This is a genomic window from Teichococcus vastitatis, from assembly GCF_003604215.1.
In the GTDB taxonomy this organism is placed as follows: Bacteria; Pseudomonadota; Alphaproteobacteria; order Acetobacterales; family Acetobacteraceae; genus Pseudoroseomonas; species Pseudoroseomonas vastitatis.
In genome coordinates this window covers 1-22283 of the sequence record NZ_QXGS01000040.1, presented here as the reverse complement: position 1 = coordinate 22283, position 22283 = coordinate 1, and the positions used below count along the sequence as shown (strand labels likewise).

Annotated in this window: 26 protein-coding genes and 4 pseudogenes; 20 read left to right on the top strand and 10 right to left on the bottom strand. The window is 64.7% G+C overall.

The annotated features are described in order from the left end of the window. Positions 1–196: 196 nt before the first annotated feature. Positions 197–406, top strand: a pseudogene (locus D2K64_RS20425) (SWIB/MDM2 domain-containing protein); the annotation flags it as partial. A gap of 114 nt (positions 407–520) precedes the next feature. Here D2K64_RS20425 and D2K64_RS20420 read toward each other — a convergent pair. Beyond that, positions 521–790 carry a hypothetical protein gene (locus D2K64_RS20420; RefSeq protein WP_120010225.1) on the bottom strand — a complete coding sequence of 90 codons (270 nt, stop codon included), beginning with the start codon at positions 788–790 and terminating at the stop codon, positions 521–523. A 283-nt stretch (positions 791–1073) separates the two neighbouring features. Between D2K64_RS20420 and D2K64_RS20415 the strand changes: the two genes are divergently transcribed. Next, positions 1074–2240, top strand: a complete 1167-nt coding sequence (locus D2K64_RS20415) for an aminotransferase (RefSeq protein WP_120010224.1) — start codon at positions 1074–1076, stop codon at positions 2238–2240. Positions 2241–2248: 8 nt separating this feature from the next. On the opposite strand, the gene D2K64_RS20410 is transcribed toward D2K64_RS20415, so the two are convergent. Then, positions 2249–3532 carry a phosphoribosylamine--glycine ligase gene (locus D2K64_RS20410; protein WP_120010223.1) on the bottom strand — a complete coding sequence of 428 codons (1284 nt, stop codon included), beginning with the start codon at positions 3530–3532 and terminating at the stop codon, positions 2249–2251. A gap of 759 nt (positions 3533–4291) precedes the next feature. Between D2K64_RS20410 and D2K64_RS20400 the strand changes: the two genes are divergently transcribed. Beyond that, positions 4292–4477 (top strand): hypothetical protein, encoded by a 186-nt coding sequence (locus tag D2K64_RS20400; RefSeq protein ID WP_120010221.1) that lies wholly within the window; start codon positions 4292–4294, stop codon positions 4475–4477. A gap of 203 nt (positions 4478–4680) precedes the next feature. Here the strand turns inward: D2K64_RS20400 and D2K64_RS20395 are convergent, their stop codons facing one another. Both D2K64_RS20395 and D2K64_RS20390 read right to left on the bottom strand, forming a co-directional pair. Beyond that, on the bottom strand, positions 4681–4884 hold the full coding sequence (locus tag D2K64_RS20395) for a NepR family anti-sigma factor (RefSeq protein ID WP_120010220.1): 204 nt from the start codon (positions 4882–4884) through the stop codon (positions 4681–4683). Then, the gene (locus D2K64_RS20390) at positions 4884–5534 is read right to left on the bottom strand and encodes a sigma-70 family RNA polymerase sigma factor (RefSeq protein WP_120010219.1); all 651 of its coding nucleotides are present in this window, start codon (positions 5532–5534) and stop codon (positions 4884–4886) included. The genes D2K64_RS20395 and D2K64_RS20390 overlap by 1 nt, the downstream gene beginning before the upstream one ends. Before the next feature lie 168 nt (positions 5535–5702). On the opposite strand from D2K64_RS20390, the pseudogene D2K64_RS25665 reads away from it, so the two are divergent. Both D2K64_RS25665 and D2K64_RS20385 read left to right on the top strand, forming a co-directional pair. Continuing rightward, positions 5703–5837 (top strand): annotated as a pseudogene (locus tag D2K64_RS25665) (IS5/IS1182 family transposase); the annotation flags it as partial. A 225-nt stretch (positions 5838–6062) separates the two neighbouring features. Then, positions 6063–7130: a dienelactone hydrolase family protein gene (locus D2K64_RS20385; RefSeq protein WP_238384333.1), complete on the top strand. Its 1068-nt coding sequence runs from the start codon at positions 6063–6065 to the stop codon at positions 7128–7130. A gap of 175 nt (positions 7131–7305) precedes the next feature. Here D2K64_RS20385 and D2K64_RS20380 read toward each other — a convergent pair whose 3' ends face one another. Further along, positions 7306–8514 carry a KilA-N domain-containing protein gene (locus D2K64_RS20380; protein ID WP_157985993.1) on the bottom strand — a complete coding sequence of 403 codons (1209 nt, stop codon included), beginning with the start codon at positions 8512–8514 and terminating at the stop codon, positions 7306–7308. A gap of 391 nt (positions 8515–8905) precedes the next feature. On the opposite strand from D2K64_RS20380, the gene D2K64_RS20375 reads away from it, so the two are divergent. The 5 genes from D2K64_RS20375 (at position 8906) to D2K64_RS20355 (ending at position 11412) form a co-directional block, all read left to right on the top strand. Further along, positions 8906–9289: a hypothetical protein gene (locus D2K64_RS20375; RefSeq protein ID WP_157985992.1), complete on the top strand. Its 384-nt coding sequence runs from the start codon at positions 8906–8908 to the stop codon at positions 9287–9289. Then, positions 9273–9512: a hypothetical protein gene (locus tag D2K64_RS20370; protein WP_157985991.1), complete on the top strand. Its 240-nt coding sequence runs from the start codon at positions 9273–9275 to the stop codon at positions 9510–9512. The genes D2K64_RS20375 and D2K64_RS20370 overlap by 17 nt, the downstream gene beginning before the upstream one ends. Positions 9513–9826: 314 nt before the next feature. Beyond that, a complete protein-coding gene (locus D2K64_RS20365) occupies positions 9827–10564 on the top strand; it encodes a hypothetical protein (protein WP_157985990.1) in 738 nt (245 codons plus the stop codon). Beyond that, positions 10561–10785, top strand: a complete 225-nt coding sequence (locus D2K64_RS20360; RefSeq protein WP_120010214.1) for a hypothetical protein — start codon at positions 10561–10563, stop codon at positions 10783–10785. The genes D2K64_RS20365 and D2K64_RS20360 overlap by 4 nt, the downstream gene beginning before the upstream one ends. Before the next feature lie 9 nt (positions 10786–10794). Then, positions 10795–11412, top strand: a complete 618-nt coding sequence (locus D2K64_RS20355; RefSeq protein ID WP_120010213.1) for a dATP/dGTP diphosphohydrolase domain-containing protein — start codon at positions 10795–10797, stop codon at positions 11410–11412. A gap of 92 nt (positions 11413–11504) precedes the next feature. Here the strand turns inward: D2K64_RS20355 and D2K64_RS20350 are convergent, their stop codons facing one another. Together D2K64_RS20350 and D2K64_RS20345 are read right to left on the bottom strand one after the other, a co-directional pair. Then, positions 11505–11699: a hypothetical protein gene (locus tag D2K64_RS20350; RefSeq protein ID WP_120010212.1), complete on the bottom strand. Its 195-nt coding sequence runs from the start codon at positions 11697–11699 to the stop codon at positions 11505–11507. 585 nt (positions 11700–12284) lie between these two features. After that, positions 12285–12521, bottom strand: coding sequence for a helix-turn-helix domain-containing protein (locus tag D2K64_RS20345; protein WP_202910769.1), 237 nt, complete (start codon positions 12519–12521; stop codon positions 12285–12287). Positions 12522–12683: 162 nt separating this feature from the next. Here D2K64_RS20345 and D2K64_RS20340 point away from each other — a divergent pair, with 162 nt between their 5' ends. Beyond that, the gene (locus D2K64_RS20340; RefSeq protein WP_157985989.1) at positions 12684–13130 is read left to right on the top strand and encodes a hypothetical protein; all 447 of its coding nucleotides are present in this window, start codon (positions 12684–12686) and stop codon (positions 13128–13130) included. Here D2K64_RS20340 and D2K64_RS20335 read toward each other — a convergent pair. Beyond that, a complete protein-coding gene (locus D2K64_RS20335; protein ID WP_120010209.1) occupies positions 13107–13745 on the bottom strand; it encodes a hypothetical protein in 639 nt (212 codons plus the stop codon). The genes D2K64_RS20340 and D2K64_RS20335 overlap by 24 nt on opposite strands. Before the next feature lie 580 nt (positions 13746–14325). On the opposite strand from D2K64_RS20335, the gene D2K64_RS20330 reads away from it, so the two are divergent. After that, positions 14326–14571 (top strand): helix-turn-helix domain-containing protein, encoded by a 246-nt coding sequence (locus D2K64_RS20330; RefSeq protein WP_120010208.1) that lies wholly within the window; start codon positions 14326–14328, stop codon positions 14569–14571. Positions 14572–14896: 325 nt separating this feature from the next. Further along, positions 14897–15634, top strand: coding sequence for a uracil-DNA glycosylase family protein (locus D2K64_RS20325; protein ID WP_157985988.1), 738 nt, complete (start codon positions 14897–14899; stop codon positions 15632–15634). Positions 15635–15927: 293 nt separating this feature from the next. Here D2K64_RS20325 and D2K64_RS20320 read toward each other — a convergent pair whose 3' ends face one another. After that, positions 15928–16977 carry a hypothetical protein gene (locus D2K64_RS20320; RefSeq protein ID WP_157985987.1) on the bottom strand — a complete coding sequence of 350 codons (1050 nt, stop codon included), beginning with the start codon at positions 16975–16977 and terminating at the stop codon, positions 15928–15930. Positions 16978–17350: 373 nt separating this feature from the next. On the opposite strand from D2K64_RS20320, the gene D2K64_RS24640 reads away from it, so the two are divergent. The 4 genes from D2K64_RS24640 to D2K64_RS25660 all read left to right on the top strand — a co-directional run bounded on the left by D2K64_RS24640 (position 17351) and on the right by D2K64_RS25660 (position 19560). Further along, positions 17351–17824, top strand: a complete 474-nt coding sequence (locus tag D2K64_RS24640; RefSeq protein ID WP_157985986.1) for a hypothetical protein — start codon at positions 17351–17353, stop codon at positions 17822–17824. Positions 17825–17936: 112 nt separating this feature from the next. Beyond that, on the top strand, positions 17937–18275 hold the full coding sequence (locus D2K64_RS20315) for a hypothetical protein (RefSeq protein WP_120010205.1): 339 nt from the start codon (positions 17937–17939) through the stop codon (positions 18273–18275). Positions 18276–18350: 75 nt separating this feature from the next. Further along, positions 18351–18839 (top strand): hypothetical protein, encoded by a 489-nt coding sequence (locus tag D2K64_RS24635; RefSeq protein WP_157985985.1) that lies wholly within the window; start codon positions 18351–18353, stop codon positions 18837–18839. A 58-nt stretch (positions 18840–18897) separates the two neighbouring features. Beyond that, positions 18898–19560, top strand: coding sequence for a hypothetical protein (locus D2K64_RS25660; protein WP_238384332.1), 663 nt, complete (start codon positions 18898–18900; stop codon positions 19558–19560). Between the two features lie 90 nt (positions 19561–19650). Here the strand turns inward: D2K64_RS25660 and D2K64_RS26290 are convergent. After that, positions 19651–19854, bottom strand: a pseudogene (locus tag D2K64_RS26290) (transposase); the annotation flags it as partial. Positions 19855–20087: 233 nt separating this feature from the next. Between D2K64_RS26290 and D2K64_RS20305 the strand changes: the two are divergent. From D2K64_RS20305 to D2K64_RS25655, 3 genes and pseudogenes are all read left to right on the top strand, one after another. Further along, a complete protein-coding gene (locus tag D2K64_RS20305; protein WP_120010203.1) occupies positions 20088–20978 on the top strand; it encodes a hypothetical protein in 891 nt (296 codons plus the stop codon). Between the two features lie 162 nt (positions 20979–21140). After that, positions 21141–21377 carry a hypothetical protein gene (locus D2K64_RS20300; protein ID WP_120010202.1) on the top strand — a complete coding sequence of 79 codons (237 nt, stop codon included), beginning with the start codon at positions 21141–21143 and terminating at the stop codon, positions 21375–21377. A 493-nt stretch (positions 21378–21870) separates the two neighbouring features. Then, positions 21871–22215, top strand: a pseudogene (locus tag D2K64_RS25655) (transposase); the annotation flags it as partial. Positions 22216–22283: the final 68 nt, after the last annotated feature.

Genomic DNA, 22283 nt, shown 5'->3' with positions numbered 1-22283 from the left:
GCTTGCCCGTCATCGGGTCCGTCCTTCTCAGGCCGAACCGAGCTTATCCAACTGTCCGAAATCCGGGGACCATCTCTAAACGACCGAAAAGAAGCCTGCTAAAGCAGCCAAGGTTTCCACTTCCGAGAAGGCTCAAGACAAGTCGACGAAAGCTCCCACCAAGAAGCCCAATGCGCTTCAGCAGCCTCTCCAGCCATCACCCGAGCTGGCTGCGGTTGTGGGCGAAGGAAAGCTTGCCCGTGGCGAAGTGGTCAGCAAGATTTGGGAATACATCAAGGCAGGCAAGCTGCAGAACCCGGATGACCGCCGCGAAATCCTGGCTGACGACAAGCTGCGGGCGGTGTTCGGTAAGGACAAGGTGACGATGTTCGAGATGAACAAGCACCTTGCGCGGCACCTTAAATGAGCTTCGGCTGGGAGCTGCTTTCGTCAAGCGGCAGCATCCAGCCTCGACTTTGGTCAGGGACAGCCAGTGCAGGGGGCAAGCACCCGGCCAACGCTGCACAGACGCATCATGGTTTTACCGCTGACGGCCGGCGAGCAGGCCCAGCACCCAGCCTAGTGCGCCAGCGGCCAGGAGGCTCGTGAAGGGCCGCTGATGAATACCGGCTATAGCCGATGTCGTGAAGCGGCTCATTTCCTTCCACGCATCCTCAGCATAGACAAAACCCTGCTTCGGCGATCCAGATATGCGTCCCATGCTATCTGAGGCTTCGTCCGAGATCTTCTGGGCAGTCTGGTCGAACTCGGCAAAGCCAGTTGCTTCGGAGTCAGTCTGAGTGGTGCCCATGAGATCCTCCGTGTTTTCAATAAGAACGCATGACCAAGCTCACGGTTGAGGCAGCGCACGGAGGAAGCTGATCTGGAGCCGAAGCAGGAGAAGATCCTTCTTCTCAGGAGCAAGCGCACCTACGATGGACTCTTGTTGTCCAGCCGGAGCCGTGACGTGCCGTGTGCCGGTAACCCAGGGGCGGCGCCGCTCCGTCAGCGCTCAACTCTTTGCCCCTCTTCCTTGTTGTCAGAACCATGAGCGCGGCCTTGGGCCATGCGCCTGCAGCCTGACGGGATGATCGATGCCGTTTCTGAACCCCAGCCTGCTCGATACGGGCAGCCCGCCCATCCCGGAGGTGCAGGCCTGGGGCGGCCATTATGACGGACATGCGGGGTCGCTGCTGAACATGTGCCAGGCCGTACCGGCGCATCCACCGGCACCCGGCATGCTGGAACATCTCTCCCGCGCGGCGGGAGATCCCGCTTTCGCCACCTATGGCCCGATCATGGGAGATGCGGCGTTGCGGGAAGCCTATGCCGCCGAGCTCGACGCCGTGTATGGCGGCCGAACCGGTGCGGCGCAGGTGGCCATCACCGCCGGCTGCAACCAGGCCTACCACGTGACGATGACGGCGCTGGCCCAGCGCGGTGACGCGGTGCTGCTGCCCGCGCCCTGGTATTTCAACCACCGCATGACGCTGGACATGCTGGGCGTGGAGCCGCGCCCGCTGCCCTGCCGCGCCGAGCGGGGCTTCGTGCCGGATCCGGACGAGGCGGCGTCACTGATCGATGAGCGGGTGCGAGCCATCGTCCTCGTCACGCCTAACAACCCGACCGGTGCGATCTACCCGCCCGAGGTGATCGCTGACTTCCTCGCCCTGTGCCGCAAGCGCGGGATCTGGCTGGTGCTGGACGAAACCTACCGGGACTTCCTGCCGGCAGGGCTGGACCGGCCGCATGGGCTGCTCTCCGGCGAGGGCTGGCCGGAGAACCTGATCCAGATCTACAGCTTCTCCAAATCCTTCGCGATCCCAGGACACCGGCTCGGCGCCATGGGCGCGCCCGCCGCCCTGCTGCCGGAACTCGGCAAGGTCATGGACTGCGTGCAGATCTGCGCCGCACGGGCAGGGCAGGCCGCACTGACCTGGGGGCTCGGCGCCCTCGGCGCCTGGCGGGGCGCCAACCGCACGGAGATGCAGGCCAGGGCCGAGGCCGTGCGCGCCGCCTTCTCCCGCCTGCCGGGCTGGGAACTGCAGTCGCTCGGCGCCTACTTCGCCTATGTGCGGCACCCGTTCGGGGATGCCTCGGCCTGGACCGTCGCGGAGCGACTGGCGGCGCAACACGGGCTGATGTGCCTGCCCGGACCGGCCTTTGCCGGAGAGGAGGCGCATCTCCGGATCGCCTTCGCCAACGTGGATGCGCCGGGCATCGTGGCCATGGAGGAACGCCTCCGCGCGGCGGCAGCTTAAGGCTTCGATCAGGAGGCGGCGGGCAGCCAGCCCAGGGCGCGGAGGCGGTCCTGCTCGCCGTTCAGGAAGCGGTCGCCGATGTCGGCCCGCCAGCGCAGTTCGGGCGCGACGACGTTGCGCGCCCGCGCCTGCGCGTCCTGCTGGGCCGCCTGCACGCTGGGGCCGGCCCCGGTGACGATCATCAAATGGCCGGAACGGCGGCGGCCCAGGAGCTGCCCGTCCTCCAGGCGCATGTCCACCAGGTGGTAGCGGTCCAGCTCCGCGCCCCTCGGCGGTTGAAGAAAGAAGACGGGCGGGTCCTCCTCCGGCAAGGCCGTCTCGGTGTGGGCAGGGAAGGGTGGCACGGTCAGGACAATGGCCACCGACCAGCCCGGGCGGGTGGTGAAGCGCCCGATGGTTGCCGCCGAGCTTCCCGCGGCCATGCGCGCCATCAGGTCGCCCCAGCCATCCGGCTGCAGCGCCGCCAGCACCGCGAAGCCGGGATTGCCGAAGCGGCAGGTGAACTCCAGCGGCCAGACGCCCTGTTCGTTCACGATCATGTTGAGGTTGATGTACCCGACATGGCCAGCGGCGGCGAAGCGGGAAGCAAGCCGATCCAGCGTCGCGGCGAACAGGGTCTCGGAATCATCGAAGGTGGCGAGGGTACCCATCTCGCCCGTCATCTCACCGGTTTCGCCCGGAAAGAACCGCTTGTGCTCGAAGTCGATGCAGGCCGGGCGCAGGAAGCGGGTGCCGTCGAAATAGGCGCCGACGCCGACCTCCACCCCGTCCAGGCGCTCCATCAGCAGCACGCGGCCCTCGCCGGCGCGGCGCAGCATGAAGGCGAGGTCCGCCCCGTGTGGATGGTCGCCGACAAAGGTGGTGCGTCCGGTGTCATCGTGCTTCAGCACGTAGCGCCCGGGGTTGCGGTTCAGCCATTCGAGCGCCAGCGAAGGATGGTCAAAGGACCGGCTTTCGGCGATCGCGAGCCCTGCGTCCCGCAGAACAGACTGGCCAAACTCCCGCTCCTGCTCCAGCCGATCGCCGAAGGCGCTGCCGCCGACGACGCGGAAGCCCCGGGCCCGCAACTCATCCTGCAGCGCCCCGCGCCCGACCCGCTCGAAGAAGACCACGCCCTCCCGCCCGACCCAATCCAGCTCCGCCCGCCAGTCGTCGACGCAGTCGATCAAGCCTCCGAAGGCCCGCAGCTCCGGCGGATCCTCGGCGAAGACGCGCACGTCATGTCCTTCCCGCCGCAGCGTGAGGTAGACATCGCCGAGATAGGCGCGAGGTCCGATGGCCAGGATCCGCATGCAGGCTCCGTGTTCGAACGGGAGTGTCCCGGCCAAGGGTTCCGGCGGGTGCAAGGATTATGTGAGGGGACGTGCGGATTGCTCAAGTCTCAGGCATGACGGCCTGCAGACCCGGAGCTCTTGCGCCACCGCCAGAGCGTGCAGTGATGGCCAGCTGGAACGGCAATGAAGCACGGTGAGTTCTCCAGTCGCGGCCGCCGTGCTACGCCGGACACCCGCTCGCTGAAGGCGCGCTCGCAGCCGGCTTGCAAGTCCACCCAGGCTTGCGGCAGCATGTCGAGCAGCATCTGCAGTTGGGCTGATCACCGCAGCAGATCGCGGGCCGTTTGGCTCTGGATCATCCCGGAAGCCCTGGTCTCTGCCACGAGACCATCGACCACTACGTGTATGGACCAGAGGGGCAGCAGGAGCAGCTGTACGCCTTGCTGCCCATTGCCCGCCGCCGCAGACAGCGACGCATGGGCCGAAGCTTCGTGCGTCCAGCATCCCACCGGCCCACTGGATCGGCAACCTGCCCGAGGAGGCATTGGGAATGCGACCTGGTGATCTTCGCTCAGCAGCACGCCAAGGCCAATGTCACGAGGCTGCTGGAGCGGCAGAGCCGCTTCACGATCCTGCTGGCCAACGCCAGCCGGCATTTCAGCCAGACTGCTCGGCACGAGCAACGCAGCCCTCAACGCATAGCCGTGCAGCGCCCGCCGGAGCATCACCTTCGACCGCGGCAGGGCGTTTCTGCGCCACGACGCTTGGAGCCGGACCTTGCCCGAAGGCCGGTTCTTCTTTGATCGGCATAGCCCCTGGCAGAAAGGCAGCGTGGAAAACGCCAACGGGCGGCTCCGGCGCTACCTGCCTCAGAACACCGTTATCGGTGTCCTCGCGCCCGCGGATTTGGCCCAACTCGCCGCGCACCTGAACGGCACGCCGCGCAAGGGCCCGGGCTACTGAACCGCTCACGAGGCATTCCAGGCTGCTCTCGCCTCCACCCAAAACGCCAAGTAAAGCTCAATGCTCAACCTGTCGCACTTCAGTTGGAATTCGCTCCAGTTGACGATGATCGATCGCGGTCCGCAGCTTCACGCGAACCACCTTTGCATGATCTTGCGAACCAGCCTGCATGCGGCAAATGAAACTGGACCTGCTCCGATCACCTACTTGTCGGCTTGTTGGATGAGCTGAAGAAGCTCGTCCGGAACCGGTTCTTGCGTGACATCGTCGAACATGGCGCGCAGGTCATGCTGAAGCCATTCATCAAGCGCCGCGTCGGGTCTGGATCTGCGCATCTGCCCTGATCTTGGATGGCTGGCGTGGCGGGCCTGTTGCGCCGCCCCGCGCCTGTCCTCAGCCTCGTCCATCAGCCCGCCGGAGGCGCAGTCAGCGCCCCAGCAAGCCGAGACTCGACGCGATCGGTGCTGGCCTTGTCGTGGCGCCGGGTTCCTTCGCCAGCCCTGGCCCGGGCCTTGGCGGCTCGACGCGCCGAGGGTCCCTCGCCCATCAGCCATACCTCGAGCTGCTGGCGGGCCCGAAACACGCGACACTTGGCGGTGCCGACCGCGCAGTTCATCACTTCGGCCGCTTCCTCGTAGGACATGCCCTGCACGACCACCAGCATCAGGGCGGCGCGGTTGTCGTGAGGAAGATCGGCCAAGCGGCGACGCAGCTCACCGAGGGCTAGGCTGTGTTCCTGGACCCCGGGACGAGCCAGGGCTTTGACGGGTGCGCTGTCGATGTCGCAGTTGTTGCGCCTGCAGCGGATGTCGGAGAGGAAGCGGTTGCGCAGGATACGGAACATCCAGGCGCCGAAGTTCGTCCCCGGAGCAAAGCTGTGCTGCGCTGCAAGGGCATTGGCGATGGCCGCCTGCAGCAGGTCGTCCGCGTCAACCCGGTTGCGGGTCATGGACACGGCCTGAACGCGAAGGCGCGGCAGCAGGGCGACGAGCTGATCATGAAAGGTCGGGAGAGACGCGTCAGATGCCACCGGCGCCGTCTTGAGGATGCTGCTCATGCTGCTCGTCTCACTGCTCATGTCTGACCAATGAAAAAACGGAGAGACCGGTTGCGTCCTCCCGATCCTTGTGCCGATGCGTCCAACTTGGCCAAGGCTCTGACCAGGTCCACACCCCGTGGGGCCGGGTGACTGTCAGGGCCAGTCTGACCGAACAGCCCGCCATCGGAGAGAACCTTCGCCTGGCTGAACCGCAACTGCAGGCTCGGCAAGAACTTCGAGCGGACCGTCGCTTCCGCAGAGGCCTTTCTCTCCGTCGCCGCCATCATGCTCCTCGTCAGGCGCCTTGGTCGTTCCGCATGAGTTTCCAGCCAGCCTCTTAGCCAGGAACACCGACGATCGTGGCGCCTCCTCCCTGGCCTGCACCTAGGCAGCCTGGCCCGTCGCCTGGTTGAAATGCAGCCGATTAGCGCTGCTCGTCACGCCATTCTTGCGAATCACGATCACGCGGCATCGGCCTGCATACGGCTTGCGACCGGCCATCAAAGCCAATGTGTGGGTGCGCCAGTCGATGGAGACGAACGTCCGATGACGCTCAAGCATGCACTCGCCGGTGCCGTGATGTTACTCAGTTGCCTGCCCTTCATGATCGGAAGCGCGGGGCATGCTGCCTCAACGCAGGATGGCTGGCAGCTCGAGGACCCCTGGCCTTCAGGAGCGGAGACGGTGGGCATCCAGGGCCATCCGGTCACCTTTCCCAGCAGCAGCCCCTTCACGCCCCGCGACGCGCCTCATGCCGAGCTGACAACGGCAGTTGGCACGCTCTACCTCCCGAGGGGGATCGACAATGCTCCGCCGCGATCTCGCCCAGCGGTCGTGTTGCTGCACGGGGCCGGCGGCGTGTTGAGCGCCCGTGAGCACAGCTATGGTCGCCAATTCGCCGCGATGGGTGCTGCAGCGCTCGTGGTTGACGTGTTCGGCGCCCGCCGTGACCGCGCTATCGGCTTCACCGAGCGGCTGCTCGAGGTGACCGAAAGCATGGCCATTGCCGACGCCTATGCCGGCCTTCGCTACTTGGCTCAGCGCCCTGCAGTCGACCCCAAACGAGTCGCCCTGATCGGCTTCTCCTACGGGGCGATGGCGACGATGTACGCTCTCAATGCCGGCGTCGCCGAGCTGATGGCGCCAGACGGCGAACGGTTTGCCGCACATGCTGCATTCTACGGGCCGTGCATCGCTGGATTTGCCGAACCGCGCACCACCGGTGCACCGCTGCTGATGCTGTACGGCGGACAAGACGCGCTGATCGACCCGGCGCGATGCGGAGAGTTCGCCGCCGAGACCCGGGCTGGTGGCTCAGCTGTACAGGCGATCGCGTATCCTGATGCCTTGCATCAATGGGATGGAGGACAGCCGCGGCGATCGATCGGGCGGTTGCTCAATCATTGTCGTTTGCGTGTTCAGGCGGATGGCAACGTCCGAGACCTCAGGAGTGGCTTATCGATGTCGGGCCCGCTGCTGCGGCGGGCCATTCTCGTGCTATGCGTTGAGGACGAGCCCTATCTGATCGGCGTCGACGATACGGTGCGGGCGCAGTCGAACCGGGACCTCGGGCGATTTCTGAATCCCATTTTTCAGAGCAAGATTTCTAGATAGAGGCAGGCTGTCCAGAAGACGGGCCTTCAGCGGAACAGTTGGCGATCATGGGTCCTTGTGTCCGGTCCCGGACTGAAGACGCCACCACATCGATGTTTTCCTGACCTACCACAATCCCTAGCTGAGGCTCAGGCTCACTCTTTGATCCAGCACGATCAAAAGCTCGGAAGAGGCTCTATTGATCGGCATTCCGGAGCGGACAGTGCCCGATCATAGGGGCAAGGTCTATTGAAAGAGGAGAGCGCCGTCCGCTCGATTGAAATCCAGATCTCCTGAAGGCGCTTCCAGCCATCGTCATTGGCAGCCCAGTCTGTGCTCGATGGTCAGGTCCGAACATTCTCTCGCTGCCAAGCCGCTTGCTGGAAGCCTGGCCATGTTTCCAGCCGGGCGGAGGGGTTCTGCTGGCTCCGGCGGATGCCGGGCATCCCGATCCAGGGTCCAGACGCAGAAAACCCCATGATCTCGATGAGAGATCATGGGGCTGCTGCGCTCCCTCGGCCGGGAGCAGGAGGACAGGATGGGTGAGTGCCTCATGCACCGGCTGGCTTGAGCGGAGTTGCGGTCGCGGCCGTTGCGCCAGCACGGCGGCCTGGAAGCCGCGGAACTCGGGCATGCGGGCGAACCGGGCGAGATAGCCGCCATGGGTCAGTTCCGCGTGGCAGTGCGTGCAGATCAGCCAGCCATGCTCGGGGCGGTTCAGGCCGCGGTGAAAGAAATGGTCGAACTCCGCCCCGGCCGCCGGGCGCCCGGCCGCGTCGAGGACGGGCGTCCGGCCGCAGCAGGGGCAACGGCTGTCGAACGGTTCCCCCTGCACCGCGCGGATGATGGTCGCCTGGCTCGACTTTGAGAAGTCCCGCCGGTGACCGAGCAGGAGATCCTGGGAGGAAAGCTGCAGGAACATCAGGTCGGCCGCGTGCCGGTCGAGAATGTCGAACCGGCGGTGCAGCTCCTGAAGGGACTGGACAAGCTGGCTGCGCCACGGCGCGCCTTTCCGGGTGAGACGGTTCTCCGGCTTCTCCATGGCGGCGCGCACCACGGTGTTGCACCACAGGTGAAAGGCCATGGAAAGGGAGCGACCGTAGGCGAGGGCCAGATGCCAGTGAGCCCAGGTTCCGCCGCCAGCGCCGCATACCGTGGCCACGAAGCCATCGGTGCCGATGCAAATGCCGGCCAGGCCGGCATTGAACTCAGCTGGCCCGGGACGTTTCCGCAGATGCCGGTCGACCAGGCTGCGGAACCGCTTCGTGTCGTCGAGGGCGAGCCAGTCGGCCGGGCGGCGGTTCCCGGGGGAGCCTGCGGCTTTCCACATGTCGGTCAGGTTCAGCATCGCGCCGCGCAGGCGGATCGTGGTGCCCTGATAGTGGAGGGTGTCGGTGGGGGTCATGATGATCTCCAACACGGTTTCGGCCTTGCTCAAGGGACCGCAACAGTCGGCTCAGGAGCTGCCGAGACGGGTTGGGGAGCGGGTATTTGGCGGGATCTGTGGCAGTCGCTGAAGGGCTGCTGAGCAGAGATATGCCTTCACACTGCATGATGAGCGCCGCTATCAAGCCTAACATGGGACTTCCAATAGTATAATTCAATACAACTCGGAAAAATAAACCACATATTTATGCCTATATTCTAGATAACTACAATATCGCAGTCCTGATTATTGCCCTTCGCCCAGCAAAGCTGTCTGCGCACTCACTGCCGGTCGTCGGTCCGGGCAGAACGCCCAGAACCTCCAGCTCATGCAGCGGGGCATCCGCTCCCTGGATGAGATCCGGGCGGACATGGGCGACGAGCCCCTCGGCCTCGGCCACATCATGTTCGGCGTCGGCCCGCTCGGCTTCATGAGCATCCAGGACATGAGGCGCTGCATCGAGCAAGGGCTGACCATGCCCCAGAACCCGATGATGCCTCCCGAGATGGGAGGGATGCCCGGCGGCCCAGGGATGGGGATGCAGGACCCCGGCACCCAGGCCGGCATGATCGACATGCTCCAGGGCGTCCCCGCCGAGCTGCTGCAGACCGTGGGCCTCGATGCCCAGGGGAGCCTGCTTGATCCCGCAGGGGACGAGGACCTCGAAGCCGAGGAGGCCATCCCCGGCGGCGCCCATCCTGAAGTGACCCGTACTCTGACCGAAGTGGAGGCCCGCCTTGGAATTACGGACTGAGACCCCGACCCAGAACGTGTGGCACTCCGTCGTAGGGGGAGAGATCGCTTCCCTGAACCGGCAGATCCTCGCCCTGGAGGAGCAGCAGAGCCCCTGGATCACCTTCACCTGCGAGATCGGCGGTCAGCAGGTCAGTCACTCCATGAGGGTCCAGGAGATGATCGAGCACCTCACCAAGGTGAGGGACAGCTACCGTCTAGCCCTGGACTACCCCCTGACATGAGCACCGCACAGGAGGGTCTGAACAAGGCCCTGCAGCTCGCTGGAAGTGTCCTCACCAAGGGTGGGGACAGGGGGGTGAGGACAGGGGGTGAGGACAGGGTGAGGACACTGGGTGAGGACAGGGGTGAGGACACTCAGGTGAGGACACCTGCCTCCAACCCGCCTCAGCCGAATCAAAGCCTTAGCGACCCGAAATTGTCGAAAATGGAGGGGGTCGAGTTTAGTGTCCTCACCCCAGCCTCGTGCGCGCGAGGTGAGGACAGTGGGGACACCGGACTGCTCGGGAGCCTGGACGCCTGGCTCGGCAAGGGCGAGGTGATCGAGGCGCTGGCCAAGATGGGCGGCACCCTGACCGACAAGGAACGGGAGCAGCGACGGGCCGCGGCGAAGGCGCGCTGGGCGAAGCACCGGGGCGAGGCGGCGACGGTCGGCATGAAGCCGGCGGGCAGCTCGGGCACCGAGGGGCGCCAGCTGCCGGGTGGTCCGGCCAAGCGGACGGTGTCGAGCTTGTACTCACAGTACAGGCCGCACAAGGACAGCGAGTTCGCCGACGTGACGCCCGAGGGTGGGCGCGCGGGGTTCAAGCAGTTCGGCTTCAAGCCGCAGCGTCCGGCCGCGATGAGCGAGGAGCAGTACACCTCCCTGGCTCAGGCGGCGGGCGCCACGGTGAAGGGGGTGCGCGAGCAGATCGCGGTCAAGGCGCAGGAGCGGAAGCTGGTTCCGCCCGGCACCACCAGCCGGGATTACCGGGCGGCGCTGTCTCACGCGCAGCGCCTGGCGCTGCACGATGTCGGCCTCGGCTCGTACGACTTCCGCATGGAGGACGACGCCAAGGCCCGCCTGAAGCCGCTGGAGCCGTTCGTGCGCTACGCCCGGCGTCGGACCCTGACCGCGCTGCAGGAGGGCCACAAGGGCACCTGGGGCCAGTTCAAGGCCGAGTTCGGCGAGGAGTTCGCGGACAAGCGAGTTGACTTAAAAGGCAACACCCGGCGCCGGTTCTATCCGCACATGGAGCTGGTCCGCGCCGAGCACGCTGAGGCGCTGGGGGCATGACCCCCGCGCTGATGCCCAGCGAGGCCGAGAGGCAGGCGCTGGGCCAGTTGGCGCGGCGGGTCGGGCATGCCCTGGCCCGCAAGGCCGCCGACCCCTTCCACGAGGGCTGGGACGCGCTCTGGGAGGCGACCCAGGTGCTGAACCGGGCCACCTTCGACACCCCTGACCGCGAACGCGCCTGCTATGACCGCCTGATGGCGGTGCTGAGCCGCTGCGCCTGAGGAAAATCCATGAGCGACACCCTGAACGAAGCCCAGAGCTGGGCCTACGCCTTCCTGGATAACGGCAAGAAGGCCCAACCGGACCTGGCCCAGATGGTTCTGCGTGAGGATGTTGTGGAATACGCCACAGGCGTATCATCTGACCCGGCAAAGATCAAGGTTGTCGAGGCGACGGTCCCGGAGGGCACGATCTTTGCCCTTCCCTTCGGTGCCAGTTTGTCGGATTACGCCACAGGCGTAGGTCCAATTCCTGCCCCCGTCAAGGTGGAGAACCTGGCGCCTCCGTCCGGCCTCCAGGGCAAGCGCTTCAATGCCGGCAAGCCGCGCATCGATCTGGTGGCCCCCTCGATCCTGACGGCCATCGGCGAGGTGGCGGCCTTCGGCGCCTCCAAGTACGGCGACCGGAACTGGGAGAAGGGCATGGAGTTCGGGAAGGTCTATGCCTCCCTGATGCGCCACCTGATCGCCTGGTGGCAGGGCGAGGAGAAGGACGCCGAGAGCGGCCTATCCCACCTCTGCCACATCGCCTGGAACGTCCAGGCCCCGGTCGAGTACGACCGCCGCGTAAAGAACGGCACCCTGCCCGCCGAGGTCGATGACCGTCCGCACGTTGTGCGTACAGCCTAAGCGCGCCAAATCCCTACCCAAGCGCGCCAAATCCCTGCCTACCGCCGAGGTCGATGACCGTCCGCACGTTGTGCGTACAGCCTGACGGGGGCTTAGGACTGCACTGGAGGCGGGCAGGTTTGCCACGTCCCGGCGTGGTTGACGTAGAACCATTGCCCGTCACTGTCCTTGGCGAAGAACTGAAGTCCCTTCTCCGTCTGGAAGGGGGGTGGCGATGAGTGGATGCGCTGCGTGCGCTTTCGACGGTCCTCATCCTCTGAGACCATCTCGCCTCTATAGTGACCCATGGGTGGGCTCCTTCACATCATGCGACCCGGTAAGGGTCGATCCGGGAACCGTAGCTTACCGGGTGGAGCGGGGTGGTAAGGACCGGATCGAGAACAGCGCGTGAAGGCCAGCCAATACATCGGCGAACGGAGCTTCAGTGCTGGTCGCTTTTGTGAGGCTTTGAGGGGCTGGACCGACTGCAGCTGCAGCAGGTGGAGCAACCGACGCTGGTCCGCCAGCACCACCTCATCGCGGCCTCTCGGGCTTTCGGTAATCTTCTAGCGAAGGAACTGCATGCCGCCCTCTGGGCGTGCCGGGCAGCGGCTCCATCGGCGCGCGACCCGACCTGTCGCAGCACCTGGAAGCAACCGCTCGCCTCCACCGTCGCGGCCATGGCTTGCACGTGCTGGCATCGGGATCGTGCGGAGGCTGACCGGTCATGCCGCCCTTCATGTCGCAGGGTACCGTCCCGCTGGACCGGCAGTTCTTCCTGGCGGCTAACCTGGGAGCCGCCTGACAGGGACCACGATGCCGCTCCTCGCAAGTCGGAAGGCGCCCCTGAGGATGCTTGAAGCAGGGTGCGGACAAAGAAGCTCCAGGCTGGCTCAGGGCTCCTGCCGCTTCGGCGGGCAGACGCAGCCATCCGGCAGAAAGCGGATGCCGGCCGCCTCCAGCGTCGCGCGGATGGCCCGCTCATTGGCCGGCATCATCGACACCGGGCCGTTCGCCTTCTCCGCCCGCAGGATCGTCGACAGATTGACCCCCGCCTTTTCGGCCAAGTCGCTGGCGCGCCACTGCAGCATGGCTCTTGCCGCACGAAGCTGCTCACCCGTCAGCATCATGATTATGCATCTTAATACCTAACTTGACTCAAGAAAATGAAGATGCAAAATCATAGTGCAGATGCAGGTTCTGACAACCCGTATCGCAAGCGGCCGAACCGGAGTGTTTGCACCACCCCGATCCGGCCTGACCACCACCCCGTTCCTACGGAGAACAGGATCATGGCTGAGCGCGTTCCTACACCCGATGCTGGCCCGCCACGAGGCCGCCGCGTGCTGTCCCTCACGGATCTGCAACCCCGCGGCGCCGACGCCGCGCTGATCACCCTGTGCCGCCGCATCGTCGATGCCGAGGCCGCCTGCCACCGCCTCTACGAGGCCGAGTGCCGCGCCGAGGAACAGGCGGACCAGCCCGGCTCCCGGCAGGCCGGGCACCGGCGCCAGCGCCTGATGGCGCTGCAGGCGGCGCTGGGCCGCCGCTTCGCGGCGACGCCGCCCACCGCCGTGCCGGGGCTACGCGCCAAGGTGCGGGTCTACCTGACCCGCTGCCAGCACGCCGACGGCACGGTGATGCCGGACGGCTGGGACCTGCACGCGCTCTGCCGCGAGGTGCTGCAACTGACCGAGGGCGACGCCTGGAGCGGCTCAGCCCACCCGGCGCCGGGCTGATCGCGCAGCGGCCGGGGCCGACCCCGCAGGGTTGGCCCCGGCCGGCTCCTGCTCCACCGCGAAGCGCCCGAAGCGCGGCCGCCAGTCGCCGAGGCCGATCTGCTCGCCGGCGGTGACCAGAAAGGCGCGCACCTCGGCGGCATTGAGCAGCGACGGCAGGAAGCGGATCTCGATCGCGGCGCTCCAGCCGTCGAAGCGCGGCCGGGTGCGCATCACCTTGGCGGTGCCGACCCGCGCCGCCACCCGCAGCCGGAAGCGCGCATCCTCCCACAGCGCCTGCGGCTCGCGCGGACCCTGGTAGTCGAGCGCCGCGTTGTGCTCGACCAGCAGCCCGGCGCGCGCCGCCGGCCCGCGCTTCTGCTTGGCGGCACCGCGGGCCAGCGCCGCTTCCAGCATCTCCGCCGGCAGGCAGGGCGCGCCGTCGCTGACGTAGAGGCCGCCGAAGAACTCGCGCCGGGCGATCTCCTCATGGTCGGCGTCGGTCTTGTTCCGCTTGCCACTCAGCGCGGCGATGTTCTTCGAGTGCGGGTCCAGCGGGTCGACCAGCCGGCCATTGTGCATCAGCAGGGGTGCGACGCCGGTGATTCGGAAGCAAAGGCTCTGGTAGGCGCTCATGCGGGATCTCCACGCAAGGGGTGACGCGGGCAAGGTCGCGCACCACCACCGGCGCCAGCGCGGCGTAGCGCCGGGCGCGCAGCCTCGTGGTGGTGTCGTGGTGGCAGGCGCGGCACAGGGTGGTCAGCGCCGCGAGGCGGTCGCGCCGCCACTGGCCGGGCGGCGGGTAGCGGCGGTGGTGCACCTCGAGATCCTCCGCCGCGTCGCACAGCCGGCAGCGCCCGCCGTCGCGCGCCAGCGCCCGCAGGCGCAGGCGCCGCCACTGGGCGGAGGCGATGTACTGCTCGTAGGTCACCGGGGAGCGGCCAGGAGCCGCAAGGGGCAGGTCATGCCCCAAGCAAACCGCATAAATCATGCGATTCGCAAGAGCGCAGCGCCCGAAGCCGCGGCGGGGGCACCAGCCCAGACATGCGAAGGGGCGCCCGGAGGCGCCCCTTTCCCTTGCCTCGGCTCACCATGCCAGTGCTTGGCTTACCAGACCCAGCCCGCCATGCCATGCCGGACACCGCCAGACCGAGTGCCGCTTGCGCGGCTCTGCTGATGTCGCAGATATTGTGCGACATGAGAAGCGCTGAACTGCATGAATGATGCGATCACACCGGCGCAGTGCCGGGCCGGACGGGCGCTGCTGAACTGGTCACGCGAGGATCTCGCGGAGGCCAGCGGCGTGCCGTCCCGCACCCTGGCGGATTTCGAACTGTGCAACACCGCGCCGCGCGCTACCACCACCCGACGGCTGGCCGAGGCGCTGGAGGCGGCCGGGGTGCTGCTGATCCCGGCAGACGGCAGGCAGGGTGCCGGGGTGCGGCTGCGGGCGCCCGAGTAGGCTCCAGTGCGACACAGGCTACCTGAAGCAGGTCGGATCAGCCGGGTTCGGCGTTGCCAAGAGCCTGGTGGCGGCGGGTTCCGCACCAGTGTCCGCGACGGGGCAGGCGTCCTCGTGGCTAACCGGGAATTGGCTGTGGCAACTTGGCAAAAAGATCATGCATCGTAGGTCGTCCCCATCGCGCCGGAAGATTCCTCTCGATACGTCAGGTCAAGCATGGACGTCCCGGAACGCGGAACCGGCTGGACCAGAGCGGCATTCCGGCGGAGGCTTGCTGTGTCGGGAAGCCACCGCAACGCCCCCAGGGCTCCCTAAAGGACGAAGCATGCCACTGGCCCAGGTCGCCACCCTCCTCGCAGGCATCGAGCACCGCTCCGGCGGGGTGTTGTTCAGTGGCGCCGACACGATCGCGCCCGGCGCCCTCTACGTCATGGGCTATAACCCCGGCGGAGTTGCGGACGAAGGCGACATCCCGGGCGCAGGAACGGTGGGCGCATCGCTCGCCGACGCGGGCACCAGGTCGGGGTGGAACGAGTGGGCCGATGAGCGATACGGCCGCGATGGGACATACAGCCCGTTCCAGAACAACATCCGGACCGTCTTCGAGGCACTGGGCGCCGATCCCCGCCGGACCTTCTCGACGAACGCCCTCTTCGTGCGCTCGCGGAACGCAGAGGGTGTGGAGGGTCCGTGGGACCTTTGGTGGGATCACTGCTGGCCCGTGCATCAGGTGTTCCTGCGCGTGGTCAGGCCCCGCGTCGTGGTGTGCCTGGGCAATGGGGGAGCGCTGAGCACCTGGGAACTGCTGCGGCTGACACGCCGCGGGGAACAACGTCGCTACACTTCCAACTGGACCTCGGCGGACCCTGACGAACCAGCAAAGGACGGCAAATGGCAGCCGGAGGTCACGTTTGACCTGGGCGAGGGCGCCAGCCACACCTGCGCGGTGCTCGGCCTGCCGCACCCGAGCCCCCGGGTTCAGGCTTCCTGGCCGCTCGGAGAAGCCGCGAACACCAAGCTGGCCATGGCCCGTGCCGTGCTCGCCGGCTGGGAGAAGCCTTAGCCGCCTCGATCATGCGAAGCCGGGTGTCACATAGCCCATCGCGTGTTGTGAGGCCTCGCAAGACGTCCGCCGTTTCTGGCTCTTGTCCTGCCATCGTCTTCGCGACGCGCAGGACCGTGTCAGCCGCGTGTCGTGGAACGGTTCATGATCTTCGAAGTGAACCGGTGTCCGCCCCGGGACGACGCCACGCCGAGCCGGGAGGCTGCCGACACCCGGCCACAGCGCGATCATCGCTTCCTTGTGCGGCATTGGCTCAGAACACGAGTGAGCCAAGGATCCGGCCAAGTCCCGCCTCATCCAGAGCCGCCCTCTGCCAGGCAGGGGCGAAAGGCGACCCAGCGTTGCTCCGCTCCTCCCCCGGAAGCCGCACTCAGACCTGCACTGATCGCCCTCAGCTTCCTCCGAACTCCCGCAGCATCGGTGAAGCGGAGAACGTATCCCTCCACCACGTCGTTGAAAGTGTGGGAGATCACGGACAGGAGCAGACCGCTGCCCGGTTCAAGATTTTCCCAGCGCTCCACAGAAGCATCGTCCGCCTCCACCCACTGCTCGACAGGTCCGCGGCTCCGGTAGAACTCGGCTATGCTGATCTCGTTCATGTGCACGGTGACGTCCCGCAGGATGTCCGACCCGGTGTTGCACAGGTAGATCAGGGTCCGGAGTTGCCCAGGACGCGGATCGGCATAGAGGCAGATCGGCGCGGGAGCGCCGGCAGGTGGCTCGATCAGGGAGAGATCTGGGTGCAGCGGTGCGTCGAGTTCGATCACCAGGGGAACATAGCGCGGTTCCTCAGGTGGACGACCTTCGGCGACTGTGCTCGGCTCTGGACCAGGCTGCTTCAACACGATCGGATCGGAGATGAAGGGCTGGCCGCCACCGATCGCCTCACGCGTGGCAATGATCAGGACCGGGCCGTCGCCACAAGCAGATTCTGATACGAGCTGCCAGGCCGCCCTGTAGGCGGGCCGGTCCTGATCATCACTGTCGCCTTCCGCCTCGATGAACTCGATGATGGACGCGGCACTGCCCACCTCTGCTTGCACGGCAGCCCGCTGCACAGCTAGTGCCCCTGCCGAAACCTCCGGCTCGCTCGGTCGGGTGCGGAGATACACAACATACGAGTGAGACATATCGCTTCCCCCAAGAACATCATGACGACGAAGCGAGGCATCCTCGAACCTGTCCATCGTCGAATGGTCTGAGACGGTGAGGCTTCTTGCCAACACGTGTTGCAGAGCACCAACCAGCAGCAGGATGAGATCTTCATCGGCTCGATAGGACGGGGCCGCAGCTCCTTCCATCCGAGGCACGAATTTTCCCTTCTGAATGGGTCGGCTCGTCAACCTGTCATTCATAAGCAGTGATCTGTCACATCGGCAACCCCGCGTCTCAGCTATAGAGTTCCCTCCCGCCGCCCTGCGCCACGTCGCGGTACCAAACGGTACCGCGCAGGATCCCTGCGCCGAGACCTTGCCGTTCCAGTCGTAGTCTCCTGTGCCTTCACTCGCTCCTTGCGCTTAAAAGTCGCCTCCGCAGCCCAACTTGACCACGACAGCTACCGAGCGCCTTTCAGCAGCCGGGCCAGCACGATTCGCGGGTCGCTCGGGAGCAGACGGTTGGGGGCCTGACAGACCCTTAAAACAGATGTTAACATCTAACTTGCCATCACTATTGGTACGTGTTAACTAGTGTGAAGTGTCTTGTTGGAGGAAGCTCATGTCGAAAGGACCCGTTATCGGTCTACGCCTTGAACCTGAGATTGACGAAGCTGTCCGGCAACTTGCACGGAAGAACGGCCGTGATCCGGCCGAGCAAATCGTCTTCCTGATCACGGAGGCAGTCCTACCTCTCCTGCCGCCCTCACGTGCCAACTGGCACAAATTACGGGAGCAGGTGATCCAGCGCTTCGTCGAGTGCGCGCAGGAGATTACAGATTCAGAAGGATGGCGCAGCGACATCATTGCCGAAACTGGGCGCCGCTTGGCAGAGGAACCAAGCTGGCGTGCAGATTACGAGAAGGTCATCGATGCTGCCGCCTTCGCAAAGGGTGTCAGAATCAAAGATAACATCAATCCGGTTTTGGGGCGCCGCACGAAACTGCGGCTCCGTGCAGAGACGGGCAAGGTGTTCGCTGTGCCCCAGCCATCAATCTTCACCTCTTCCTCGCATCTGCATCAGTCCCAACGGTGAGGTGATGACTTCCAGTGCGTAGTTCGAAGATCAGTGGCAGGAGAGCAGTTCCATAACCCTTGAACCTTGCATTGGGATTTTCTGGGGCATCGCTGAAGACAGGCAGCAGAGGATGCTGCTGGTCGACCTTGTTCCTGTTGCACGGGGCGAAGCCTATGGCGAGTTCCTCACGCATGGCGGGCATTATGAGCACTGGACGCGCCTCGCAGCCATGGGCCCATCGGCCTTGCGCAGGATGAAACTGCCAATGGTGCCGATCTGGTCCGAGTATGAGGAATGGCCACGTGGTCGTGTCATTTATCATGTTCCGACAGAGCGCTTCGTTGTCTACGCCGATTCCCAGCTACAGAAGGCACCATGGCCCGAGATGATCGCCCAGCGCTTCGGACTACAAAGCGGCGCTTTCGATCTCCGTGGCGACGCGCATTACGTCAGCCTCAGGCGCCTGTAACTGGGCTTCCCAATCTCGTTTACTTAGCTTCCGCTCCAGCGCATCGGCTTTCATCCATCCAGATGGAGAGTATTCTTGGACAAGACGATGACGACTGATGGTGAAGTGACGTTCGCGCATCTTTGTCAAATTATCCTTGAGGAAGGATCACTTCGCCAGAACCACGGAGATCCTGATGTCCGTAATTATCATCGCCGCATGCTGGCTGTGCTCGTCGAAGATTTTGGTATTGAATGGAAGGATCGATGGGATCCGGTGCATTTCAGATCAAGAGGTTTGCCGACGGTTCTCCGGTCGATGTTCAGGAGCTTCCTGGGCACTCCTCACCCTTATAGCAGCTACCTCGAATACATTTTCCTGCGGGACGAGGAAGAAATCTGGCTACGGCACAAGAGCCGCTTCGGCAACGATGAAGCTATCCGCAGACAGGCCTGGTATGATCTCTTCCACGATCTGATGCTGCTGCGCTGGCCTGAAGCTGCGCACAGCAAGAGCACGTGGAGATGCGTTAAAGAACAGATTGGCGATCAACCCGCCAGTAGAGCTGCACGCCTGACACAATGAGATAGCGGGTATCAATCTGCACTATCCGTAAAATCCTGTAGACGCAGAGGAATCAAGAATGGTGAGCACACTGGCTGACGTTCTCGAACGCTTCAATCGCAAGGAGCGCAATCTTCTGATCCGTGATGCTCTGGGACACAAGAATGCACCATTACGCCTCGGAGCAGACTTCCGCCGCCGTGTTGCAGAAAAGCTGGACATCACGTCCGGCATTCCGGAGGTAGCGTGGTGGGCTACAGACTATCACATCGGATGGCTAGCCGGCGCCCTGACCCTTTACATGAAGGGTGAAACTGCGCTGAATAAACCTCAGCCAAATGAGCTACTGGAAGGGCGGAGGCTTGTTGAGGGCAATCAAGAAGACATCGACCTCCTTATTGCGTGGGATGATGAACTTGTGATGATCGAAGCGAAGGCATACGGCGCCTTCGGCAATGCGCAGATCGCAAGCAAACTTGCGCGGCTTGATCTGCTGCATAAGCACTATCTAAGCTTACATAGCGATAATGCTCGGCCTGTTCGTTTTCACCTCCTACTCACCTCGCCGCGCCCGCCTCAGAAACTCGCTGCTGCTTGGCCAAGTTGGGGATGTAGGGGCACGGGTGTTCCGTGGATACCGCTCGAGATGGAAGCCTCTTTGCCCGTGTTGACGGTGACACGATGCAACTTGAGCGGGAAGAGCAGCGCCGGAGGAGATCATTGGAAAACCTCTCAGCATTAGATCAACCAAACCTCTGGCGGCGGGGCTGACCTCCCGCCTGACCCGCTCACGATCGAGCATGAGCGCAATGTTGTGCAGGGCAATGAACAGGAACCGCCGCATCAGTCGCCTGAGCCACCAGCAGATCGTCTGCCATGGCTCGAAATGGATCGGCAGTATGCGCCATCCGCCTCCCGCTTGGGCCATGTAGCGGATGGCGTTCAGCACCTTTCTCAGATTAACTCCAGCGCGCCTGCCACGAGTACCGGTGGACGGCCGCAGGGGCCGGACCACCTGCCACTCCTGACCCGTCAGATAGCGGCGCCGCTCAAAAGCTGCCTATCGTACACGGTGTTCCTTGGTCCACATCCAGCCTATCTGGGCACCCGATGACGCGAGAGCACTTCAGCGCCAGCATTCTCAAACGGGCAGTGAGAGCAAGATTTCGACTCTCATACTGTTTCCGAAACCGTGAGGTCACTGTAATCACAGGGTAAGGCTGCACTCCCTCTCCTGGAGCGACAGCCTGCTGAAAAGGATTACGCCCCATGAGGATGCGCTGCATTTTTGCCGTCATCGCGATGCTCGCCTGTACATCCTCTACGGCCATCGCCCAGGCGCCGAGCGACGAAGATAGCAGGGTGCCGCCTGGCGGTGGCGTGAAGGCCGACGATTACAGTGCCGATCCCGACGCGGACGAGGATGATCTGGGCGCGGTCACACGGCCCGACGGCACACCGCTGACGGCTGAGCAGCGTGATCAACTCGCCGCCATGATCCAGCGCCTGCGTGCCGCGCTGCCACAGCAGCGGAATGAGCCGGAGGAAGTTTACGACCGGCGGATCTTCGATGTCGCCTACCGCTCCCTTGCCAACACTTGGTCCGGGCGCGAGCGGCGCCAAGCCGGGATCGACGCCATGCAACGCAGTGAGGCGGCCCGCGCGGCACAGCAGGAAGAGCGACGCCAAGCACTTGCGCGGGAGGAGGCAATCGCACATGGACCGGGCCAGGAGAACTTCCGATCCTTCTGGCATGGCATGCCGCAGGCGTCTTGGACCGAGCAGTCGCAGGATCTGCAGGCGCAGTATTCTCGCTGGTGCAGCAACAACCCCGAGCCCTGCGCCCGCGAGCAGCGCCGTAATGCGGCGCGGGAGGCGCGGGCGCGCGAGCAGGAGGCGCGGAAGATGCAGTGGCAGGTGGTGCATGCCCAGCGGCGGTTGTGCCAACCCTTACCCGACTGGCTTCCGGGTGCGACGACACCGCAGGATGCGTTGGAAGCAATCCGTCGACAGGACCCAGATGCGGATTTCGACGACGCTGCAGGGACCGCAGCCGGACGGCCGTGGGTCACGATCGAGACCTCTAGTGAGCCGGTGCTGCTAGCCAAAGATTTCTTTGCCTGTACGCAGTGGATCCGGGTGGCCTTCCCGCGAGGCTAAAGCTCAGGAATAGGGCACAGAGTAAGCCAAAGTGGCTGAGGCTGGTAAGACTTTCAAATCAGAGAACAAGCGCCAAGACTGCCGCACAGTTGGAAACGCGAAGAACCTCGCGGCTGAGGCGCTGAGATGATTTACTGAGATCGACCAAGAGAGGCAGTAGCGATGGCAGGTCAGCTTGGCTTCTTCGATGTCGATGAGCGGTACGCCGTGCTCTCCGCGGTGGGCGATCCGCTAGCGCGCCTTGCTGGGATAGTGGATATCGAGATCTTCCGCGCGGTGCTGAATGCGGCACTGGCACGGCCAGATCGCAGCCGTGGCAAACGTTCGTCGTATGATGCGGTGCTGATGTCCGCATCCTGGCGCCGGCAGGGACCTCGTGATGGCATGACCTTCTCCTGATTGAAAATCCCGCCAGCGTATCGGTTCCGGAGCGCCAAGTGGTCTAGCCACAGGGGTTCACTCAGACCCGGGTCAGTTCTCAGTGACAATCAACATGCTAGAAGGCGTAGCTCTGGTTGCTGGTCGAGGGTGGACTTCACGATTTGACGGCCGAGTACCTGGCGATCAAGCATGCGCACCTCTTCTCCGAAGAAGCCGTACGCTTGGCACAGGCTCGCCTGAGGAACGCGGGGGTGGCGTAGCCGGCGGGGGAGGCACGGTAGCTTCGGAAGCAGTCCGCGTCCTCTCGTTCACTTCCTGCGGGACGTATCCCCACCTCCCAACGCAATCGACTTCCGAATGTATAATCTCGGGCCTGCAGGGTGCCTCCCCCTTATCGCGCCCGGCCGATCAGCGAGTACGCCGGTCAACATCGTGCTTTGGAGCGGCCCCCAATTCGACAGGACAGGCGGCGCAACCGTGAGGGCCTGGGCGTAAGCCTCGGCGTGCGCCTATGTCGAAGCCCCTCGAGCGCGTTGACATCATCACCGGCCGTGAGCGCCGAAGGCGTTACAGTGCCGAGGAGAAGGTTCGGCTGGTCGAGGGGACGATGCAGCCCGGCATAACGGTCTCGGCCGTCGCCCGGCTCCACGGCGTTTCCCCCAGCCTTCTCTTCGGGTGGAGGCGACGCATGGCCGAGGGTGGCTGAGAGGCGGTCAGGGCCGACGAGGACGTGGTGGCCGCGAGCCGTGTCCGCGAGCTCGAGGCGAAGGTGCGCGAGTTGGAGCGCCTCCTCGGTCGCAAGACCATGGAAACTGAGATCCTCCGAGAGGCTCTGGAAGCCGCGCGCCAAAAAAAGTAGGCCGGCAAAATCAGCTGGCAAGCTTGCTGTTCCAGGATGGCCAGATAGGCGGCGGGATCGCGGCG

Bases quoted from the DNA above. Each gene is read 5' to 3' on its own strand.
- D2K64_RS20420 (WP_120010225.1), bottom strand. From the start codon at position 790: ATGGGCACCACTCAGACTGACTCCGAAGCAACTGGCTTTGCCGAGTTC.
- D2K64_RS20415 (WP_120010224.1), top strand. From the start codon at position 1,074: ATGCCGTTTCTGAACCCCAGCCTGCTCGATACGGGCAGCCCGCCCATC.
- D2K64_RS20410 (WP_120010223.1), bottom strand. From the start codon at position 3,532: ATGCGGATCCTGGCCATCGGACCTCGCGCCTATCTCGGCGATGTCTAC.
- D2K64_RS20395 (WP_120010220.1), bottom strand. From the start codon at position 4,884: ATGGACGAGGCTGAGGACAGGCGCGGGGCGGCGCAACAGGCCCGCCAC.
- D2K64_RS20390 (WP_120010219.1), bottom strand. From the start codon at position 5,534: ATGAGCAGCATCCTCAAGACGGCGCCGGTGGCATCTGACGCGTCTCTC.
- D2K64_RS20385 (WP_238384333.1), top strand. From the start codon at position 6,063: ATGACGCTCAAGCATGCACTCGCCGGTGCCGTGATGTTACTCAGTTGC.
- D2K64_RS20380 (WP_157985993.1), bottom strand. From the start codon at position 8,514: ATGACCCCCACCGACACCCTCCACTATCAGGGCACCACGATCCGCCTG.
- D2K64_RS20375 (WP_157985992.1), top strand. From the start codon at position 8,906: ATGGGCGACGAGCCCCTCGGCCTCGGCCACATCATGTTCGGCGTCGGC.
- D2K64_RS20360 (WP_120010214.1), top strand. From the start codon at position 10,561: ATGACCCCCGCGCTGATGCCCAGCGAGGCCGAGAGGCAGGCGCTGGGC.
- D2K64_RS20355 (WP_120010213.1), top strand. From the start codon at position 10,795: ATGAGCGACACCCTGAACGAAGCCCAGAGCTGGGCCTACGCCTTCCTG.
- D2K64_RS20350 (WP_120010212.1), bottom strand. From the start codon at position 11,699: ATGGGTCACTATAGAGGCGAGATGGTCTCAGAGGATGAGGACCGTCGA.
- D2K64_RS20345 (WP_202910769.1), bottom strand. From the start codon at position 12,521: ATGATGCTGACGGGTGAGCAGCTTCGTGCGGCAAGAGCCATGCTGCAG.
- D2K64_RS20340 (WP_157985989.1), top strand. From the start codon at position 12,684: ATGGCTGAGCGCGTTCCTACACCCGATGCTGGCCCGCCACGAGGCCGC.
- D2K64_RS20335 (WP_120010209.1), bottom strand. From the start codon at position 13,745: ATGAGCGCCTACCAGAGCCTTTGCTTCCGAATCACCGGCGTCGCACCC.
- D2K64_RS20330 (WP_120010208.1), top strand. From the start codon at position 14,326: ATGAATGATGCGATCACACCGGCGCAGTGCCGGGCCGGACGGGCGCTG.
- D2K64_RS20325 (WP_157985988.1), top strand. From the start codon at position 14,897: ATGCCACTGGCCCAGGTCGCCACCCTCCTCGCAGGCATCGAGCACCGC.
- D2K64_RS24640 (WP_157985986.1), top strand. From the start codon at position 17,351: ATGTCGAAAGGACCCGTTATCGGTCTACGCCTTGAACCTGAGATTGAC.
- D2K64_RS20315 (WP_120010205.1), top strand. From the start codon at position 17,937: ATGCTGCTGGTCGACCTTGTTCCTGTTGCACGGGGCGAAGCCTATGGC.
- D2K64_RS25660 (WP_238384332.1), top strand. From the start codon at position 18,898: ATGGTGAGCACACTGGCTGACGTTCTCGAACGCTTCAATCGCAAGGAG.
- D2K64_RS20305 (WP_120010203.1), top strand. From the start codon at position 20,088: ATGAGGATGCGCTGCATTTTTGCCGTCATCGCGATGCTCGCCTGTACA.
- D2K64_RS20300 (WP_120010202.1), top strand. From the start codon at position 21,141: ATGGCAGGTCAGCTTGGCTTCTTCGATGTCGATGAGCGGTACGCCGTG.